Raw genomic sequence first — 16,069 nt, 5'->3', positions numbered from 1 at the left:
ACTCAGAATTTGTAGATATTTCCCGGGAATTTGTTGAAATTTGGAGGAATGTCCGTATCGCGTACCGATATAAGCGCATTAATGTCGGATTGAAGAACGATACACCAACAACCCTATTAAAAACTCATATTTAATTCGTTATATCGCCGGGCGATACGATACAGGTAAGCAAAAAAAAGCCTAAAACAGGCACCTTATTTTCGGAATATGGAGAAAAGCCTCTCCCATTTTTCTTTAGGTTTTTGTATCGCTTCTTCTAAACGTTTATTAAAATCATTTTGTGAACGCCATTCTTTTTCCAGTTCGTCCCGCATATTTTGTATTTCTTTTTGTAAAAATTCACTTTTTTGTATTTCTTGCTGCAGCAAAGTTTCGTAATGGTTATTTTGTTGTTCCGTTAATTTTTCAATTTTCGCATGAGTTTTTTGCGCTGAATTAGCAATACCGGAACTTATAACATGGTGATCTTGCTGGAGTCGGGAAACCGTTAGTTTAAGCTGAGACATATCGTTTGTCAGTTGGACATTCATTTCACGCGTGGCGGCAAGTTCATTGACCAAAACCTTTAAAATCTCTTTTAATTGATTAGGGTCTTGGGGTAAATTTTCATATGTATCGGGTACCGCAATTTCCGTTTCATTGAAATCTACTAATCTTTCCTTTTGTTGATACGCAAGGTCTTTAGCTGTATCGTCTAGGGGCTTATCCGTATCGCGTAGCGCTATAAGCGCTCCGATATCAGATTGAACAAAGATACGCCGATCGCCATCTTTTAAAAACTCATATCCATTCCGTTCTAAGATTTGGCCATACTTTCGAACAGTTGGTGTTGCAATCCCAACTTCTTCTGCCACTTCCTTGGATGAGAAAGCTCGTTCATTCGATTGTATATCACGTCGCATATCGGACCTCCTTTTCTATTAAATATGAAGGTTTATTGGTTCATTTGCAAGATATATCGCCCAGCGATACGAAACAAAAATAAGAACAGATCAGCCCTTTTTTGATGCTATCTCGAAAACATCAAATTAAAAGCGCTCCAAATGAACGCTTCTTTCTACTCAACATCGAAATTCTCCTGTATAAATTCCATTTCCTCTTCAGGTGAGGCTATGCCATTAGCCTTTCCAACCGTGCCACCCTGCAGCGACCAAATGGCATTGTGGTTAATAACCACATTATCAAAATTGCCTTTATCCCAAGATCTTAATATATTTAAATATAAATCAGCATTTCCATACTTTTTCTTATTTGCTTCCACCACTTGTAGTAATCTTTTAACCCGTTCAGGCGTTAATGGCAACGCACCCCATTTTTTGTTCGCTAATACCTTTTGATGTGACATATTATGTATGGCTTGCTGAACAGAGTTTTCACTCATGCTAAACGGAAATTCACGATCAACCTTATTATTTTGTTCATTTACTTGGACCACTTTTTCGCCACTAGGTGCAGTTCCTACCCTAACAGTGACATTTTCCTTATCAAGATATAAATAACCCCCAATTAATACAACCACGAGTACTACTGGGATCCATATTTTTTTATGTATTTTTTTCATAGTTTCTCCTGCTCCTCTAATGTGAAGGTCTGGAACACCGCTCCGTCCCTCCAAGATAGGCTTTAACTATAATAATTCAACATTTTCCCTTTACTTTCCTTTAATACCTTTTAAAAAGTCTCAATTACCGAATTTTTAACAACAAAAAACCATTCCCTAAATTTATTTAGGGAATGGTTTTGCAAGTGATTAGAAATTTGAGATTTTTAAGAATTGTACTATGATAAAATTAATTCCATTATTTGAGTAGGCAAGAGTATGGGACAGTGACCCTTACTCTTACACAATTAAGAATTACCTAAGGAGTGGTAGAAATGGCACGTGTTTTATTTATTAATGCCGGATCAGAAGGACATATCAATCCAACTATTGGAGTTGTACAAGAGCTTATTTCGCGCGGCGAAGGGGTAGTGTACTTTACGATAGAAGCTTTTCGAGAGCGAATTGAGAAGACGGGAGCAATTGTACGAACATTGGACGGTCAAAAATTTATAACAGCCTTTATCTCGGGTGGAAGAAATTATTTACTTGAAAGAATTAACGGTCTTTTACTTACGGCAGATATTGTCATACCTAGCGTGCTTGAACAGATTGAAGGAGAACATTTTGATTACATCATCCATGATTCCATGTTTGGTTGTGGACGTATACTTGCCCAAATTCTTAAACTTCCGGCAATCAATTCTTGTACTTCCTTTGCGCAGACAAAGGAATCATTCGATCAAATGTTGGAACAGCTTTCTAAAAACATTCCTACAGAAGTGGGTAAAGAAATAAACGATGAATATCAAATCCTGACGGCAAAGGTGAAGGAAAAATATGATGTCGAGATCCATTCTCCTTACGAGGTTTTTTGTAATCCTGCCCCACTTACAATCGTTTACACTACAAGGGAGTTTCAACCTTTTGGTGAAGCATTTGACCAAACTTACAAATTTATAGGTCCATCCATCTCATCACGATTAATTCAAGAAAACTTTGACCTTACAGCAATCAAGGAAAAAAGACCAATTTATATTTCACTAGGTACTGTCTTTAACCAAGCCATTGATTTTTATAAGCTTTGTTTCGAAGCATTTGGAAATAGCAATCACACGGTTGTCATGTCGATCGGGAAACAAACCCCACTAATCGATTTAGGAGAGATTCCCCAAAACTTCATTGTAAAAAAATATGTTCCACAAACAGAAGTGTTAAAATACACTAAATTATTTATTACACATGGTGGAATGAATAGTACCCATGAAGGTCTCTATTACGGGGTTCCGCTCATTGTAATCCCACAAAGCGCGGATCAACCGATCATTGCCGGGCAAGTTGCCAATATCGGAGCCGGTATTAAATTACAAATGGAAGGATTGACTGCAAATCAACTACGTGAAGCCGCAGAACATGTGTTAAAAAGCCCATCTATCCATAAAGCTGTTTCAAATATAAGGGAATCCTTTCAAAAATCGGGTGGATATCACCAAGCTGTTGATGAGATAATCGAATTTAAAAGTCAATATGATATCTAAATATATGAATTTCTCTGCTGCCATTATTGGTGGCTTTTTTTAGTGGTTACAGCAATTCCTTTTTTAATCATCCGGATATTTCACAAGATGTGGAAGATGAATTGGAATTCTTTAATAGTTACGTGAAGGGTGAAGGTAGGTTTCAAGCAACTGGAACGTACTAGAAACGATAATTATAGACATATCCAGAGCTTACTAATAAAAAGACTACCTCCTAGTTTTTAGGAAGTAGTCTTAACTTTAGAAAATGATGATATGGACTTAAGTTTTAATAAGAAAACAATACATTCTTTTCTATAAGTGTTTTTTCAAGTCTTTTCAGCTTTTTAATCGATTCTTCTGATGTCCGTTTACCAATTTCAATTACCAATGCATCTAACAATGCAATAATAGGTATTACTGAAAATTGTTCTTCACTAACTTCTACTTTCAACGTTACAGACGCATATGAAATAATTGGGCATGAGATATGGTCTGTTATCAATATAATGCTATGGCCTAGTTCATAAGCCAGCTTAACGGCTTCGATAATTCGATTAGTGTATGGTTCAAATGCAAAAACCACTAAAATTTCATCCTTTTCAAATTGCAAAATCCTATCATAAATCACTTCCGTATCATGGCCTAGTTGCCTTATCCTAGGATAGAATTCTCCAAGCAATAGTTCAAAATATAATGCAGTTGCTTTGTACGGTCGAGTACCCAAAACATTAATATAACTTGATTTTACAATGAAATCAATTGCATTTTCAAAATTTTCCATTAAATTAGAGTCTAAGGATTTGTTTAATAAATTAACTGATTCTTTCCAAACTTGTACTAAAGTTGAAACGCTCCCTCCTTCTTTTTGAATATCTGTAATAGAATTCTTTAATGTCCATCTTGATTCGGAAGGAAACGATTCATCGTAGATATCTTTTCGTAAGTCATTAAAATTTTCATACCCTAAGGTATTTACTGTACGCATAACAGTTGAAATTCCAACTTTGGCATTACTAGCAAGCTCTTTAATTGTTATCAAACCTATTGACTGATGATTTTTTAGAATATAATCGCATAACTGTCTTTGTTTTTTTGGTAAAGAATCTTTAATATCAACTATTTTATTAATTGTCGTTCTTGGATTATCTAAACTCATTTATATCCCTCTTTTTACCTTCAATTTATAAATTATCCGTCAACATTGATCCACCTTGAGTCCATTATATCTCATATTCGAGAAAATGGCCCAATTCAAAAAGGACGCCTACTGAATGGCGCCCGTTCGTATTATAAGGTTTTGTTATATCACCATGTTCAAAATTGTGACGACGAAAATTTTAGAATTGAAACAGGATTATTGATCGAATTAAGGTATCTTCTAAACTCCTGGACTGAAAGGTTGACTGTTGCTGTGTTTACATTAGGATGAAAGTTAATTGTGTCTTTATCAAGTAAATCACTGTCTAATACAACCTGTACATGGTTAGTCGTATCATTTAACAATCCGAAAGCGCCGACTGCTCCAGGATAAACTTTTAAATATTTATTCAGTCTTTCCGGAGAACCAAAACTTAACGGAGTGCTATTAATAAGCTTAGATAAACTTTTTAAATCTACATCCTTATCTTCTGATACAATCATTAAAAAATGTTTATCCCCTTTTCGATTTCTTAAAAATAAATTTTTAGTATGTCCTCCGGGAATAGTGATATCCAAATTACGTATTTCTTCAACTGTAAAAACAGGAACATGCTCATACCTTTTAAAGGAAATTTTTAGTTGTTCTAAAACATCATATACACTTTTTTCCTGCTCTAGTAGTATCATGTTGTGCTTTCCTCCTCTCAAGTGACACATTTTAAAAATTGTATATCAACAGCTTTTCTTAGCCTTAGACCTTCCACCTGCGACAAGAATTGCTGAATACAAAACCAAAGCGATTCCTAACACCTGCCATCCCCGTAGATGTTCTCCAAGAAAAAGTACTCCAGTTACTACTGCAATGATGGGTTCTATCGTTGCTAAAATGGAAGCCTTACTTGCTTCTAAATGTTTAAGTCCTGATGTGTACAAAACAAAAGCTGCAACCGTTGCTACTAACGCTAACAACACCGCTGACATCCAAACATCTACATATTGAAATTGATCAATCTTTTTTATTATGTCACTTGTCAATAACATGAAAATACTCGTATAAAGAAATGTGTACGTTGTAATTGTCAATGCAGAATACCGTTTGGTTACAGGTTTACTGAAAATACTGTACAACGCATAACAAAATCCAGATAGAATCCCCATTAACAAGGTTTTCATATGTATACCTTCTTGGCCAAGTGGCAGTAGACCTACAACAAATGCACAACCTATAATAGCAAGAGCAAGTGACCAGCCTTTACGAATGGTCAAGGGCTCTTTAAAAAAGAGCCGAGACAGGATGGTTACAAACAGTGGACCTGTATATAATAGTGTTACTGCAAGGGATAAACTCGATTGAGAAAAAACTTCAAAATAAAAAAAATTAAATAAGGCGATACTAAAAATTCCCGCACTTGCGAAAAAAATATGATCTTTTAATCTGGTACGTAACTGATCACGATAAAATGCTGTCATAAGTAGAATTAAGATAACAAAGGTAAGAATACCCCGAATGGCAACTACGTCCCAAGCCGTGAAGCCGCGAGCATACAATGGGGCAATAAATAAACCAATAAGTCCCCAACATACCGCACCAGCAATTGTAATGATGTAAACTCTTAAACTCGACAGTTTTTCCATTTTATGCACCTCTTATTTCCATAGAAGGAATGACTCCGATTAATCACTTTGCCACTAACCGGGTCAAACCCTCCCCAGAAACTCAATGGTTTCTGCTGTTCCACAAACTTTCACTCTTTCTATTTAACCGCTTTTCCTATTAAGATGCTTTCTGGCCGCCGAGTAGTGCCTTTGTTTATGGAGCTAGATTCCGATAAACTCATATTCTTTGTTTCCGGGGCCATGATAAGCGAGACTAAAAATCCAATGAAAAACAATGCCCCACAAATATACAACGTAGCTGCCAAACCAAAATTAGCCAAAATGGCTGGGAAGAAAAACGTACCAATGGCAGAGGCGATTCTGGTTACCCCTGTGATAAAGCCCATTGCCGTCCCCCGAATATGGGTTGGGAAAAGTTCATTCGGATAGATCCAATCATGGGCTCCCATCGCAGTATTAAACGTTCCATATATAATAAAGAGAACTACGATAAAAATAAACGACATATTCAATCCAGAGGTTGCTCCCAGTACGAATAAAGCGATGGAAGATACTAAAAATGGAAAAATAAGTGTAGGTCTCCGTCCATATTTTTCAACTAAATAAAGGGCAGGAAGCAAGCCAGCAAGATAGACAATATTAATGACCGCCGCCCCCAGATATTCCCTCGTTCCATTAGCAAAACCAAATTGTTTAAGGATCTCAGGGATATAGGTTCCTATTCCAAAGGTGGGGATAACTTGAAGCGACCAGAAAACAGACACGAAAAATACCCATTTTCCATAACCATTTCGAAATATATCGAGAAAGCTGGTTTTCACCTTTGTCTCTGGTTCGTTCGACATGATGACATGATCCCCGAATATTTTCTGAATAATAGCGTTTGCTTCTTTTTCCCTTCCTTTGCTAGCCAGCCAATGAGGGGATTCTGGCATATTTAAACGTGCTAAAAGCATGAGGAGTACTGGGATCGCAGTGCTTGCAAGCATCCATCTCCAGCTCGTATCACCTATGGACAGTAAAAAGTAACCGACCAAATAGGAAATGGCGTAACCGACATACCAGAATCCATTAAGCCCTCCAAGTAAGGCACCGCGTTTTTTTTTCGGAGAAAATTCCGCCATCAAGGCCCCTGCAATGGGATAATCTGCACCTACAGCAATACCCAAAATAAATCGTAAAATAACCAATTGCATGGGATCATTGATAAAAAACTGAAGGATTGACACAATAAGCATGATAAGCATGTCGATGAGAAACATCGTCTTCCGGCCAATAAGGTCTGTAAGATAGCCTCCAATTATTCCCCCAACAAACATACCCCCAAGAGTTGCCATTCCAAGCAGACCAATCATGGTTAAAGACATATCGAAATAAGACTGCATGACAGAAAGTGCTACCGCAATAATTCCGATAATATACCCATCGATGAATGTACTCCCACTGGCGTAACCAAACATTTTATAATGGAATCCACTTAACGGCAGTTCTTCCATTGTGCGGACTTTATTCATAAATTCCCTCCTGTTATGGCAATGATTTTTTATTTTAAGATCAGTTCATTCAAGTGAAATATCACAGATGATTTCTCAAATCACACGGTCCTCGTCTTTAAGATATTGTAACTTTTCAATCTCTAAAGTCTAACTGATATCCGAAGTAAACGTTTGCATTTTACGTAGCAATTGAGAGAATTAGTATAATTTCAATATGAGATTATCTAATTCACTCAACAAGATTATTATTATTAATTAAAAACCACAGCCCTTAATTTCTTCTCTTTTTGAGATTCAATAAGCCCGAATTCTAGTAAACTATTAATATTTTGTGCTGCAGTGAATCCTGTCTGAATAGCTGTTTCAGTATAATAGGAGCCTAAATAATCACCTGCTAGGAACAATCGACCCGCAGATTTTGTTAAAATTGGTTGTAGTTCTGCACGACCTGGGAAAATATAAGCTGATCCGAATGGAAATTTCATTACGTGAGCCTCCACTACATGATCACTAAAACCAGGAAATATTTCATTTAGATCTTTCAATTTCAATTGAATAATTTCCTCATCAGATTTATCCATTAGACGACGCCCGCTTTCCCCCGGTGAAAAGGTCATAAAACTACTGCCTGGCTGTCTCTCAGTTTCCGTTGAACGGACTAGATTCGATTGATGAAGAATAATGTCAAATGACCTTTTAGGCGTAGCAAAAGAATACACATCATCCCAAACTTGAGGTCCTGTTTCATTTGTTAAAAATGCTGCACTAACATGTGGACCATATTTAACCTTACCAAGAGCGTCTGCGATTTCTGGGTCAATGTTTCTCGCTATTTTTTTTGTAATGGTGGCAGGAGTCGCGAGTACTGCATAACGTGCCTCCACCACATGCTTCACGCCATTTTGAATATAGTGTACGACAACACGGTCTTCTTTCTGAAGAACTTCTGAAACGTTTGCATTTAGTTGAACCCGTTCACCTAATGTTGTTGCAATCGTGTTCGTAAGCGTTGATGGTCCCCCAACAATATTTCTTCCTAACCCATCATCTTTGTTCCATACAGTGTGGAAATATCCTACACCTGATCCTGCAGTCATAGTCTCAGGACTGCCGGTCGAACGGCTAACAGTAGGTCTAAAAATCGCATCGGCATCTGGCGGTAATTTACCAGTAAATTCGGCAAAAGTTCGATCACCCATAAATTCTAAAATTCGTTGTTGTCGAACTCTATAGTCCTCTCCCGGACGTTTTTTTGCTACTTTGCCATACTTGATAACAGCTGCACGCACTTTAGCACCTGCACGTATCATAGCAAATCTAGCTTTCCATGACATAGGGGCCCTAAATGGATACAGTTCAACTGGACCATCTTTAAGCAACTTCCCATTCAAAGACATGGCAGCTAAAATTCCAGGTACAGGTGCTGCAGTTATTCCTACAGATGTAAATAATTCATCTGTAGCCGAACCAGGTCCAGCATATAGATGTCCGCCCCAATTTAACCAATAATCTCCTCGGCGTTCAGATCGTACACGCCCGCCAATACGATCATCGGATTCTAAAAGTAAAATATCATGGTGTTGAAGGCGCCAGGCAGCAGACAAACCAGCAAGTCCACCGCCTATTATAACTACATCTTTCATTGGATTTCCTCCTATCCCGTGTGTATTTATCATTTTCCAAATTCAATTAAAGTTGTTTTACTCTTAGTTCCCCTAGTTCATTTAATACTGTTTCAATCTTTGATTTGAACTTTTCGGAAGCGGACACTAGCGGCAGTCTGCTTGGACCTCCTGGTAATCCTAGTGCTTCCAAGCCTGCCTTTAATGTTCCTGGAATCGTTTCTTCTTCAATCACATTATATAACTCTAGCAGTTCCTGATTTAATTTAGTCGCTTCTTTTAAGTTGTTTTCATTTACGATTAAATCATATAGTTTTGCTATTTTTTTCGGAGCCAAGTTGTGGACTAATCCAACAGCACCATGTCCCCCTAATGCTAATGTAGGTAAGATTAAATGTTCAAATCCAGTAAGTACCGCGAAGTTTGGATTGTCTTTTGTCAATGCAATCAGTTTAGAAGTATGAATTCCATCGGCAGTATTTTTAATGCCAACAATTCCATCTATTTGACTTAATTCATGAATCAATTCTGGATCAAGTTCAACACCTGTAGCATCTGGATAATGATAGATGACAATTCCAATGCTGGAGTTTTCTGCTACTGCCTTGTAATGATCAATAATTCCTTGTCTGCTAGTTGTCATATAATAAGGATTAATGACCAAGGCACAATCTGCCCCAACCTTAGCTGCGTATTGAGTAAGTTCAATTGTATCTTCTGTTCGGTGACATCCTGTCCCCGCCATAACAGGAATTCTGCCGTTTGCTGTTTCACACACAAATTTAATTACTGCCTTTCGTTCTTCCATGCTCATCAGAGAGTATTCTCCAGTACTTCCTCCCACTAAAAGACAGTTCATTCCCCCATCTATCAAATGTTCTATTAGTTGTTCAAGCCCCTTAAAGTCAATACTGTTATCCTCTTTCATAGGTGTAGGTAAAGCTGGGATCATTCCGAAAGGTTTATACATATTTATCCTCCTCATAAATGTTAATTAAAATGGAATTTCTACAAATAAATTTGAAAAACTAAATAAATAATAATTTCCTCTTTTCTGAAATAACTAATTAAATAATATTCTGAATTATCTATTAAGTAGATATTATCAGAGAATTGAATTCTTGTATATCATTTTTCTAAAAAGGGAATATTTATTTTCATTTGATACTCAAAGTAAATCCTAGGCATTTCATTTACACAAAATACTGATTAAAAAAATGTAGTTTGGGATTTACATGATGCTTTATCAAAAACATGGTAAGGCTACGCCCATCTAAATAGGTGTGTAGCTTTACCGAATTTGTATGATTTTAAGATATTCCAGTCTACTTTTGTTTAATGTTCACATATACACTTTTCACTTCCGTGTAGTTCTCTAAGCCATACTCTCCGCCCATTTCACGTCCAATACCAGATTGTTTGTATCCGCCAAATGGCATTGTCTCCCACTCAAGACCAACGTCATTAATCCAAACTGTCCCTGCTTGTAGTTTACGAGCAATATAATGACCAGTTTTAATATTTTCTGTCCAAACACTAGCTGCTAAACCATAATCGCTGTCATTTGCTCTTTTAATTACTTCTTCAACCGTATCAAAAACGAAAACCGACATTACTGGACCAAAGATTTCTTCACGTGCAATCGTCATGTCGTCTTTTACATCCGCAAAAATCGTTGGTTCAACAAAATAGCCTTTATCAAATGTTTTTACTCCTCCAGCAACAAGACGTGCACCTTCTCTTTTTCCTTGCTCGATGTAGCCAAGTACAGATTGTTGCTGTTTTGCTGAGACGAGTGGACCCATATCTGTTTCCGGATCCATTCCTGGGCCCAATTTTAACGTGTTCACACGTTCTGCCAATGCATTCACTACCTGATCGTAAATTTTACGATGAACGTAGATTCGTGTACAAGCACTACAGTTTTGTCCATGGTTGTACATTGTACCATTAAATGCCCCTTCTATTGCTTCGTCCAGGTTAGCGTCCTCTAGGATGATTGCAGGTGATTTACCACCTAGTTCAAGCGTGACTCCTTTGATTTGATCTGCTGCTTTCTTCATCACTTCTTTTCCGACAGCTGTTGATCCAGTGAACGACAATTTGTCTACCCCCGTATGGGTGATAATTGCTTCACCAGCAACTCGGCCAGAGCCAGGGGTAATATTAACAACGCCGTCTGGAAAACCAGCTTCTTTGAACAGTTTTGCTATATAAAGTAGAGAAAGCGGTGTTTCACTTGCTGGTTTAATAACAACGGTACAACCAACTGCTAGAGCCGATCCCAGCTTCCAAGCGGCCATTAAAAGAGGAAAGTTCCATGGAATAATTTGGCCTACAACCCCGACCGGTTCATGCACCGTATAATTCACATATTCTGGTGATACTTGTGTCGTTTTTCCTTGAATTTTCGTTGCAAAACCCGAATAATATCTGAAGTGTTGGATGGATCCATCAACATCATCTGTTAATGCGACTTTATATGGCTTACCGTTATCAAGGGCCTCGAGTTGCGCAAGCTCTTCACGGTTTTCTTCCAAAAGGTCTGCGAACTTATAAAGAAGATGCGAACGTGTAGCCGCTTCCATTTCCGGCCATGCACCTTCATCGAATGCTTTTCTTGCAGCTCGAACGGCAATATCAATATCTTCCGTTTGTCCTTCGCTGACTTGTGCAATTACTTCTTCAGTAGCAGGGTTAATGACATCGAATGTTTTGCCATTAACTGCTGGTACGTATTCTCCATTAATATAAAGACCTATAAATCCTTCCAGGAATTCTTTTACCTTCGGTTTTAATTTGTAATCAGTTGCTTGCAATTTTACACCTCTCCTTTTTTAGCTTTGATATTTTCTTTTTTAAAAGTGTAAATAATCAAATTATTTTAATTATTTATGAAATTAAATATACCAACAATTTGATTAATTGTAAATCATTTTTTTAAAAAGGGAATATTTAAGTTCATATTTTAATATTTATAAATTATTTTGCGTACAAATAATAAAGTCGTTTAATTCTTCTCTCAAAAATAACAAAGGAGATACTACTTAAAACCGTAGGATCTCCTCTTAAAGTTCTTTAAAAATATTCATTTACCAAAATTGTAGACATTAATTACTCGCTCATATGACCGCCAATACGGAAAAAAAGGCCTCCCAACAGTTTAGAAAACTGATGAAAGACCTTCTCCATTAAGTAGCCTTTTTATCCTGGCTTGTCACAACGAGGACAAATCCGAGGACAAGAAAAGCATATTATTATTTTAGACGTTGATATAACAAGGTTTTAAAACCTTTATTACATCATGCCGCCCATATAGTTTCAAACTGTAATATATTTAACCATAGTAGAAACAAACCACGTAAAATCAACGTTCTACAAGTACTACGTGTAACATCTTTAACCTGAATTTAATGCGATTTATTATATTTCGTTAGCAAAATGTTAGCAGTCAATAATATGTAATTGACTTGATGACTCTTATAACAAAAGCGATGCAAATTCTTTATGCATCGCTTTTAAACAGTGGATACACAATCCACATGTGCAGAGTGTATGTGGCAACACAAGGGATGCTGGTGAGTTTACACTGTTTGGCCAGAGTTAATCAAGGAAAACTTCGATACAATTGCATTTCAAACTAAAAATTTTCGTTTGAGCTTTCCTGGCGTTCACACGCCTCCCAAACAACTTGTATTGCGGGATGTAACTCCTTTTTAGGAATTCTGTTATACAATCTTTTGTAATCATACATTTCCTCTCTAAGTCCATCTGCAACAGCATATGCAATGGTGTCATCCTTTATAGTTTGCAGCAAGCGATCAAAGTCCCCCATAGTAGCCCAACGATTAAGCCTACACCCTGCTATTAGGACACTTATTAAAGCATTTTTCTTTATTTCTGGAGAAGTAGTATTTTTAAATATAATTTCCATTTTATCTGCTACATTCTCAGCAAATGAAAATGGATATTCTCCCACTTTCTCATCTATAGCTCTTTTATATTTTACAACTACTGGATCTAATTCAGTTGGCATATTTGATGCATATATCTGAAGAATTCTATTAGGGAGCCTATGGAATAATGTAATATAATCCTCCAAGTCATCACTGCTGTAAATTAACTGGAGCAGCTTGATTATATTTCTCGCATCATACTGATTGCTTCTTAACTTTTCCTCGGCTACAGTTAATAACTCTTCAAACATTCCTTTTGGATTCATTTCCGGGTCAGTTGTCCTAATAGCATCATGTAAAGCATCTAATAATAGATTGACAGATTGGTATCTTTCATCAGGGTTTTGACGAGTTGCCTTTTGGATTACATACCATATCCCTATTGGCACTGCATCCGGATTCAATACGGTAGGTCTATGGCCAGTTAAAAGATGGTAGAGTGTTTTACCAAGCTGAAAAACATCTCCTCTGTGGTCTAGGTTTCTGGTTCCTCCGTAAGTCATTTGCTCAGGTGGCATGTAATCAAAAGTTCCCATATAAATACTAGCCCGAGTTAGTACTGTAGTATCTCGCTCATCGAATTTAGCAAGTCCTAAATCAGAAACAACTATCCTGGATCCTTCAAAAACCAAAGCATTATCAGGTTTTATATCCCTATGTGTTTGTCCGCTGCTATGAATTGCATTAATCCCCTTGCAAATCGATTCAAACACAGGAAGCACTTTCTTAATATCACCTTCCAGGTCTGGAATAATCTTAGTAACTGAATATAAGGCCATATGCATTGTAAAATATGGTGGATGGTGTTCAACATTCGAATTTATAACTTTTATAACGTTCTCATGATCAATATTTTCCATAATACGAACTTCTCGTTTGAATCTGCGAATGTCTTCTTCAGAAAGAGCGGTACAGTATTTAAGCGCCAATTCATCACCACTATTCTGATCCACGACACTTACAACCTTCCCAAAACCGCCCCCTCCAACTTCTTCTTTAACTAGATAACAGTTATCAATTAAATCATCTTTCACATAGGCAGCCATCAGTTACCCCCTTATTTTATAGAACTTAAACATAAAAAAGTAACCTTATTGCTTACCACTCATCCAAGATGTAGTAAGTTAGCAGGTTACTTTTTTGCAACTCATAGAAACTAGCCGCTACTCTTTATAAATCAATAATACCAAAATATTGAATTAAATCAAATAATTGTTTTCTATATGAGATTTATGATAAGTACAATGTTGCACTTAATTTCTGAAAAGGTTGTATTAAACTCACAAAGTTAAATCCTGGATGGGTCAGAGCTGCTACCTCTGTCAAAACGCTGTCGCTTGCCGATATCGACAATAACGAAATCGGAGAAAAGAATAACCAACCGTGGGAGTGCCCTTAAATCACGATAAATAAGAGGTGGTGAGCTGAGCCGATGCAGAAAATCAGCGTAGTAATCATTAGACAAGGTCTTTTGCTGCTGTTTTCAGACCGGATTACTAGACTTAGAGGAGCGGGAACGGCTTCTTGCAGTAACGGTTCGGTTGGAGTTTCGATTGGTCAAGGCCAATGGTACTTGTCATGATGTAGGTGGGCGAAACACGTACGCTAGTAATAGCAAGTGGCAAGTTGAAGAAATTCAGGTATTAAACAGCAGCATCAGCGGTTCCCAAGCTTTGCACTAAAGTATATTGTCCCTTGATAAAATGCCACTTCCTCTGTCCTAGAACCCTGTTGTTCTAGAGACAGGGGTGGGTATTTTTCATAGCAAAAGCCCGCATTACCTAAAAGTATATATGCATTCGGTCAATACTCTAGCAAATGTTAGCTAATACTACAAGACAACGCAGAATCCATCTAGATAAGGTACTTCATTTGCTGACAGTTAATACAATTCAAATACATATTTAATGCCTGCAGCTTAGCTTTAAAACATCTTCCACAACTTCCTGCTATTTGTTTGTCGCTATGTTTCAGATAACACCTCTTAATAATGGCGAAAGCTCGCATATTGGTGGTATTCTTCAACAAAAGCACCCGTTTGTTTAAGTGAAACACTTCACAATGTCTGAGTTTCAATACCATTTGATAATAAGAACGGTGCTTTGCGTTAAGGAAAACCAGGTCTGTAAGCGTTAGTGATTTCATGATATGAAAAAAAGCTGAATGACTAGAAACCATGCGAGTCATTTAGCTTTTCTCTGAAATAAAATTATTAACTTTTGGATATCACTAATAAAACTGTTTTGGATTCCTGCCTTATAATACGAATAATAGGATCGAGCAGCACCGCAGGAAACACTATTTTAACTTGTTATATTCCTCATCTGTTACTGGTTCCATCCATACTGAGGACCTGCTGTTACATCTCCTTCAATTGTAAGGTGAACAAACCAGCTGTCCGCTGCAGCCCCAAGCTAGTGTTTAATGTTTCGAGCTATTTCTACTACATCTCCTGGATGTAATTCTTGTGTCGGCTTTCCTTCTTCTTGATACCAACCTCTTCCGCCAGTAACCAAAAGAATTTGCCACCCTGGATGAGAATACCAGTTATTACGACATCCTGGTTCGAACGTTACACTTCCAACCACCTGTTTAAATTTGTCAGATGGTTGAACAAGTAAATTGAGATTAGGAAGCTTGGAAACTACTTTACAACTTCACTATAAATTTGAGAGAATTTTATATCTATTGGAAACTAATTTAATTTTTTAATGACAATTGAAGCGTTTACGTTTGTTTGTGTGCCTCCTGCCAAAGTCTGAAGGGTAACTGCTGAAGCAGAAGAATGATTTCGAAGGGTAAGAACATCGCCAGTTGCTATGGCGATTATAGCCTGACCGTTGTTTTGCTGAGTGCCAGCACCTGAACCGTAGACTGTTCCCGCAACCTGAGCGTCATTTAAAAACAGTGCGAATTGGTTGGGTTCTACACCCGACACGGAGAAAGTAACCTCGTAGTCTCCCGGACTAGTAACTACAATTTGTGAGGTTCCAGGGGCATGCGTAATTCCAGGTGTAATAATTCCATTTGAATCAAAAATGACATCAGCCTCAATAGGTACAACTTGTGCACCGAGGTTGTAAATATATCCGTATTGGGATAATCCACCTGCTGCTCCTGTTGCTCCTTGAGGACCGGTTGCCCCTTGTGGTCCTTCAGCTCCTTGTGCGCCAGTAGC

General features: G+C 37.4%; 14 protein-coding genes. 2 read left to right on the top strand and 12 right to left on the bottom strand.

The genetic code is table 11. The features are described from left to right. Positions 1-194 precede the first annotated feature (194 nt). Entirely contained in the window at positions 195-902 is a 708-nt protein-coding gene (locus tag J7E77_RS16070; RefSeq protein WP_214715676.1) for an SH3 domain-containing protein, read from the bottom strand. Between the two features lie 155 nt (positions 903-1,057). Then, on the bottom strand, positions 1,058-1,561 hold the full coding sequence (locus J7E77_RS16065; RefSeq protein WP_214715674.1) for a DUF6241 domain-containing protein: 504 nt from the start codon (positions 1,559-1,561) through the stop codon (positions 1,058-1,060). Between the two features lie 314 nt (positions 1,562-1,875). On the opposite strand from J7E77_RS16065, the gene J7E77_RS16060 reads away from it, so the two are divergent. Beyond that, positions 1,876-3,078, top strand: a complete 1,203-nt coding sequence (locus J7E77_RS16060) for a macrolide family glycosyltransferase (RefSeq protein WP_214715672.1) — start codon at positions 1,876-1,878, stop codon at positions 3,076-3,078. A 268-nt stretch (positions 3,079-3,346) separates the two neighbouring features. Here the strand turns inward: J7E77_RS16060 and J7E77_RS16055 are convergent, their stop codons facing one another. The 8 genes from J7E77_RS16055 to J7E77_RS16015 all read right to left on the bottom strand — a co-directional run bounded on the left by J7E77_RS16055 (position 3,347) and on the right by J7E77_RS16015 (position 13,937). Beyond that, on the bottom strand, positions 3,347-4,216 hold the full coding sequence (locus J7E77_RS16055; RefSeq protein ID WP_214715669.1) for a MurR/RpiR family transcriptional regulator: 870 nt from the start codon (positions 4,214-4,216) through the stop codon (positions 3,347-3,349). A gap of 158 nt (positions 4,217-4,374) precedes the next feature. Next, on the bottom strand, positions 4,375-4,887 hold the full coding sequence (locus J7E77_RS16050; RefSeq protein ID WP_214715667.1) for a prolyl-tRNA synthetase associated domain-containing protein: 513 nt from the start codon (positions 4,885-4,887) through the stop codon (positions 4,375-4,377). A gap of 45 nt (positions 4,888-4,932) precedes the next feature. Further along, the gene (locus tag J7E77_RS16045; protein WP_214715665.1) at positions 4,933-5,835 is read right to left on the bottom strand and encodes a DMT family transporter; all 903 of its coding nucleotides are present in this window, start codon (positions 5,833-5,835) and stop codon (positions 4,933-4,935) included. A gap of 119 nt (positions 5,836-5,954) precedes the next feature. Further along, on the bottom strand, positions 5,955-7,331 hold the full coding sequence (locus tag J7E77_RS16035) for an MFS transporter (protein ID WP_214715662.1): 1,377 nt from the start codon (positions 7,329-7,331) through the stop codon (positions 5,955-5,957). A 233-nt stretch (positions 7,332-7,564) separates the two neighbouring features. Then, positions 7,565-8,956, bottom strand: coding sequence for a protoporphyrinogen/coproporphyrinogen oxidase (locus J7E77_RS16030; protein WP_214715661.1), 1,392 nt, complete (start codon positions 8,954-8,956; stop codon positions 7,565-7,567). Positions 8,957-9,002: 46 nt separating this feature from the next. Next, positions 9,003-9,905 carry a 4-hydroxy-tetrahydrodipicolinate synthase gene (gene dapA / locus J7E77_RS16025; protein WP_214715660.1) on the bottom strand — a complete coding sequence of 301 codons (903 nt, stop codon included), beginning with the start codon at positions 9,903-9,905 and terminating at the stop codon, positions 9,003-9,005. Between the two features lie 355 nt (positions 9,906-10,260). Next, positions 10,261-11,754: an aldehyde dehydrogenase family protein gene (locus J7E77_RS16020; RefSeq protein ID WP_214715659.1), complete on the bottom strand. Its 1,494-nt coding sequence runs from the start codon at positions 11,752-11,754 to the stop codon at positions 10,261-10,263. Between the two features lie 821 nt (positions 11,755-12,575). Next, complete coding sequence (locus J7E77_RS16015) at positions 12,576-13,937, bottom strand: serine/threonine-protein kinase (protein WP_214715658.1); 1,362 nt, start codon at positions 13,935-13,937, stop codon at positions 12,576-12,578. 386 nt (positions 13,938-14,323) lie between these two features. On the opposite strand from J7E77_RS16015, the gene J7E77_RS16010 reads away from it, so the two are divergent. Beyond that, positions 14,324-14,473 carry a hypothetical protein gene (locus tag J7E77_RS16010; protein WP_214715657.1) on the top strand — a complete coding sequence of 50 codons (150 nt, stop codon included), beginning with the start codon at positions 14,324-14,326 and terminating at the stop codon, positions 14,471-14,473. Positions 14,474-15,305: 832 nt separating this feature from the next. On the opposite strand, the gene J7E77_RS31770 is transcribed toward J7E77_RS16010, so the two are convergent. After that, complete coding sequence (locus tag J7E77_RS31770; RefSeq protein WP_374102982.1) at positions 15,306-15,407, bottom strand: cupin domain-containing protein; 102 nt, start codon at positions 15,405-15,407, stop codon at positions 15,306-15,308. 179 nt (positions 15,408-15,586) lie between these two features. Further along, the coding region (locus J7E77_RS16000; protein ID WP_214715655.1) for a BclA C-terminal domain-containing protein at positions 15,587-16,069 on the bottom strand (483 nt) is incomplete at its 5' end.

It is taken from the genome of Bacillus sp. ISL-77 (assembly GCF_018613105.1).
This window is presented reverse-complemented; position numbering and strand designations above follow the sequence as displayed.

What these genes read in the sequence shown, in the direction of transcription:
- J7E77_RS16065 (WP_214715674.1), bottom strand. Translation starts at nt 1,561, where the DNA reads ATGAAAAAAATACATAAAAAAATATGGATCCCAGTAGTACTCGTGGTT.
- J7E77_RS16030 (WP_214715661.1), bottom strand. Translation starts at nt 8,956, where the DNA reads ATGAAAGATGTAGTTATAATAGGCGGTGGACTTGCTGGTTTGTCTGCT.
- J7E77_RS16045 (WP_214715665.1), bottom strand. Translation starts at nt 5,835, where the DNA reads ATGGAAAAACTGTCGAGTTTAAGAGTTTACATCATTACAATTGCTGGT.
- J7E77_RS16070 (WP_214715676.1), bottom strand. Translation starts at nt 902, where the DNA reads ATGCGACGTGATATACAATCGAATGAACGAGCTTTCTCATCCAAGGAA.
- J7E77_RS16015 (WP_214715658.1), bottom strand. Translation starts at nt 13,937, where the DNA reads ATGGCTGCCTATGTGAAAGATGATTTAATTGATAACTGTTATCTAGTT.
- J7E77_RS16050 (WP_214715667.1), bottom strand. Translation starts at nt 4,887, where the DNA reads ATGATACTACTAGAGCAGGAAAAAAGTGTATATGATGTTTTAGAACAA.
- J7E77_RS16035 (WP_214715662.1), bottom strand. Translation starts at nt 7,331, where the DNA reads ATGAATAAAGTCCGCACAATGGAAGAACTGCCGTTAAGTGGATTCCAT.
- dapA (WP_214715660.1), bottom strand. Translation starts at nt 9,905, where the DNA reads ATGTATAAACCTTTCGGAATGATCCCAGCTTTACCTACACCTATGAAA.
- J7E77_RS16060 (WP_214715672.1), top strand. Translation starts at nt 1,876, where the DNA reads ATGGCACGTGTTTTATTTATTAATGCCGGATCAGAAGGACATATCAAT.
- J7E77_RS16055 (WP_214715669.1), bottom strand. Translation starts at nt 4,216, where the DNA reads ATGAGTTTAGATAATCCAAGAACGACAATTAATAAAATAGTTGATATT.
- J7E77_RS16010 (WP_214715657.1), top strand. Translation starts at nt 14,324, where the DNA reads ATGCAGAAAATCAGCGTAGTAATCATTAGACAAGGTCTTTTGCTGCTG.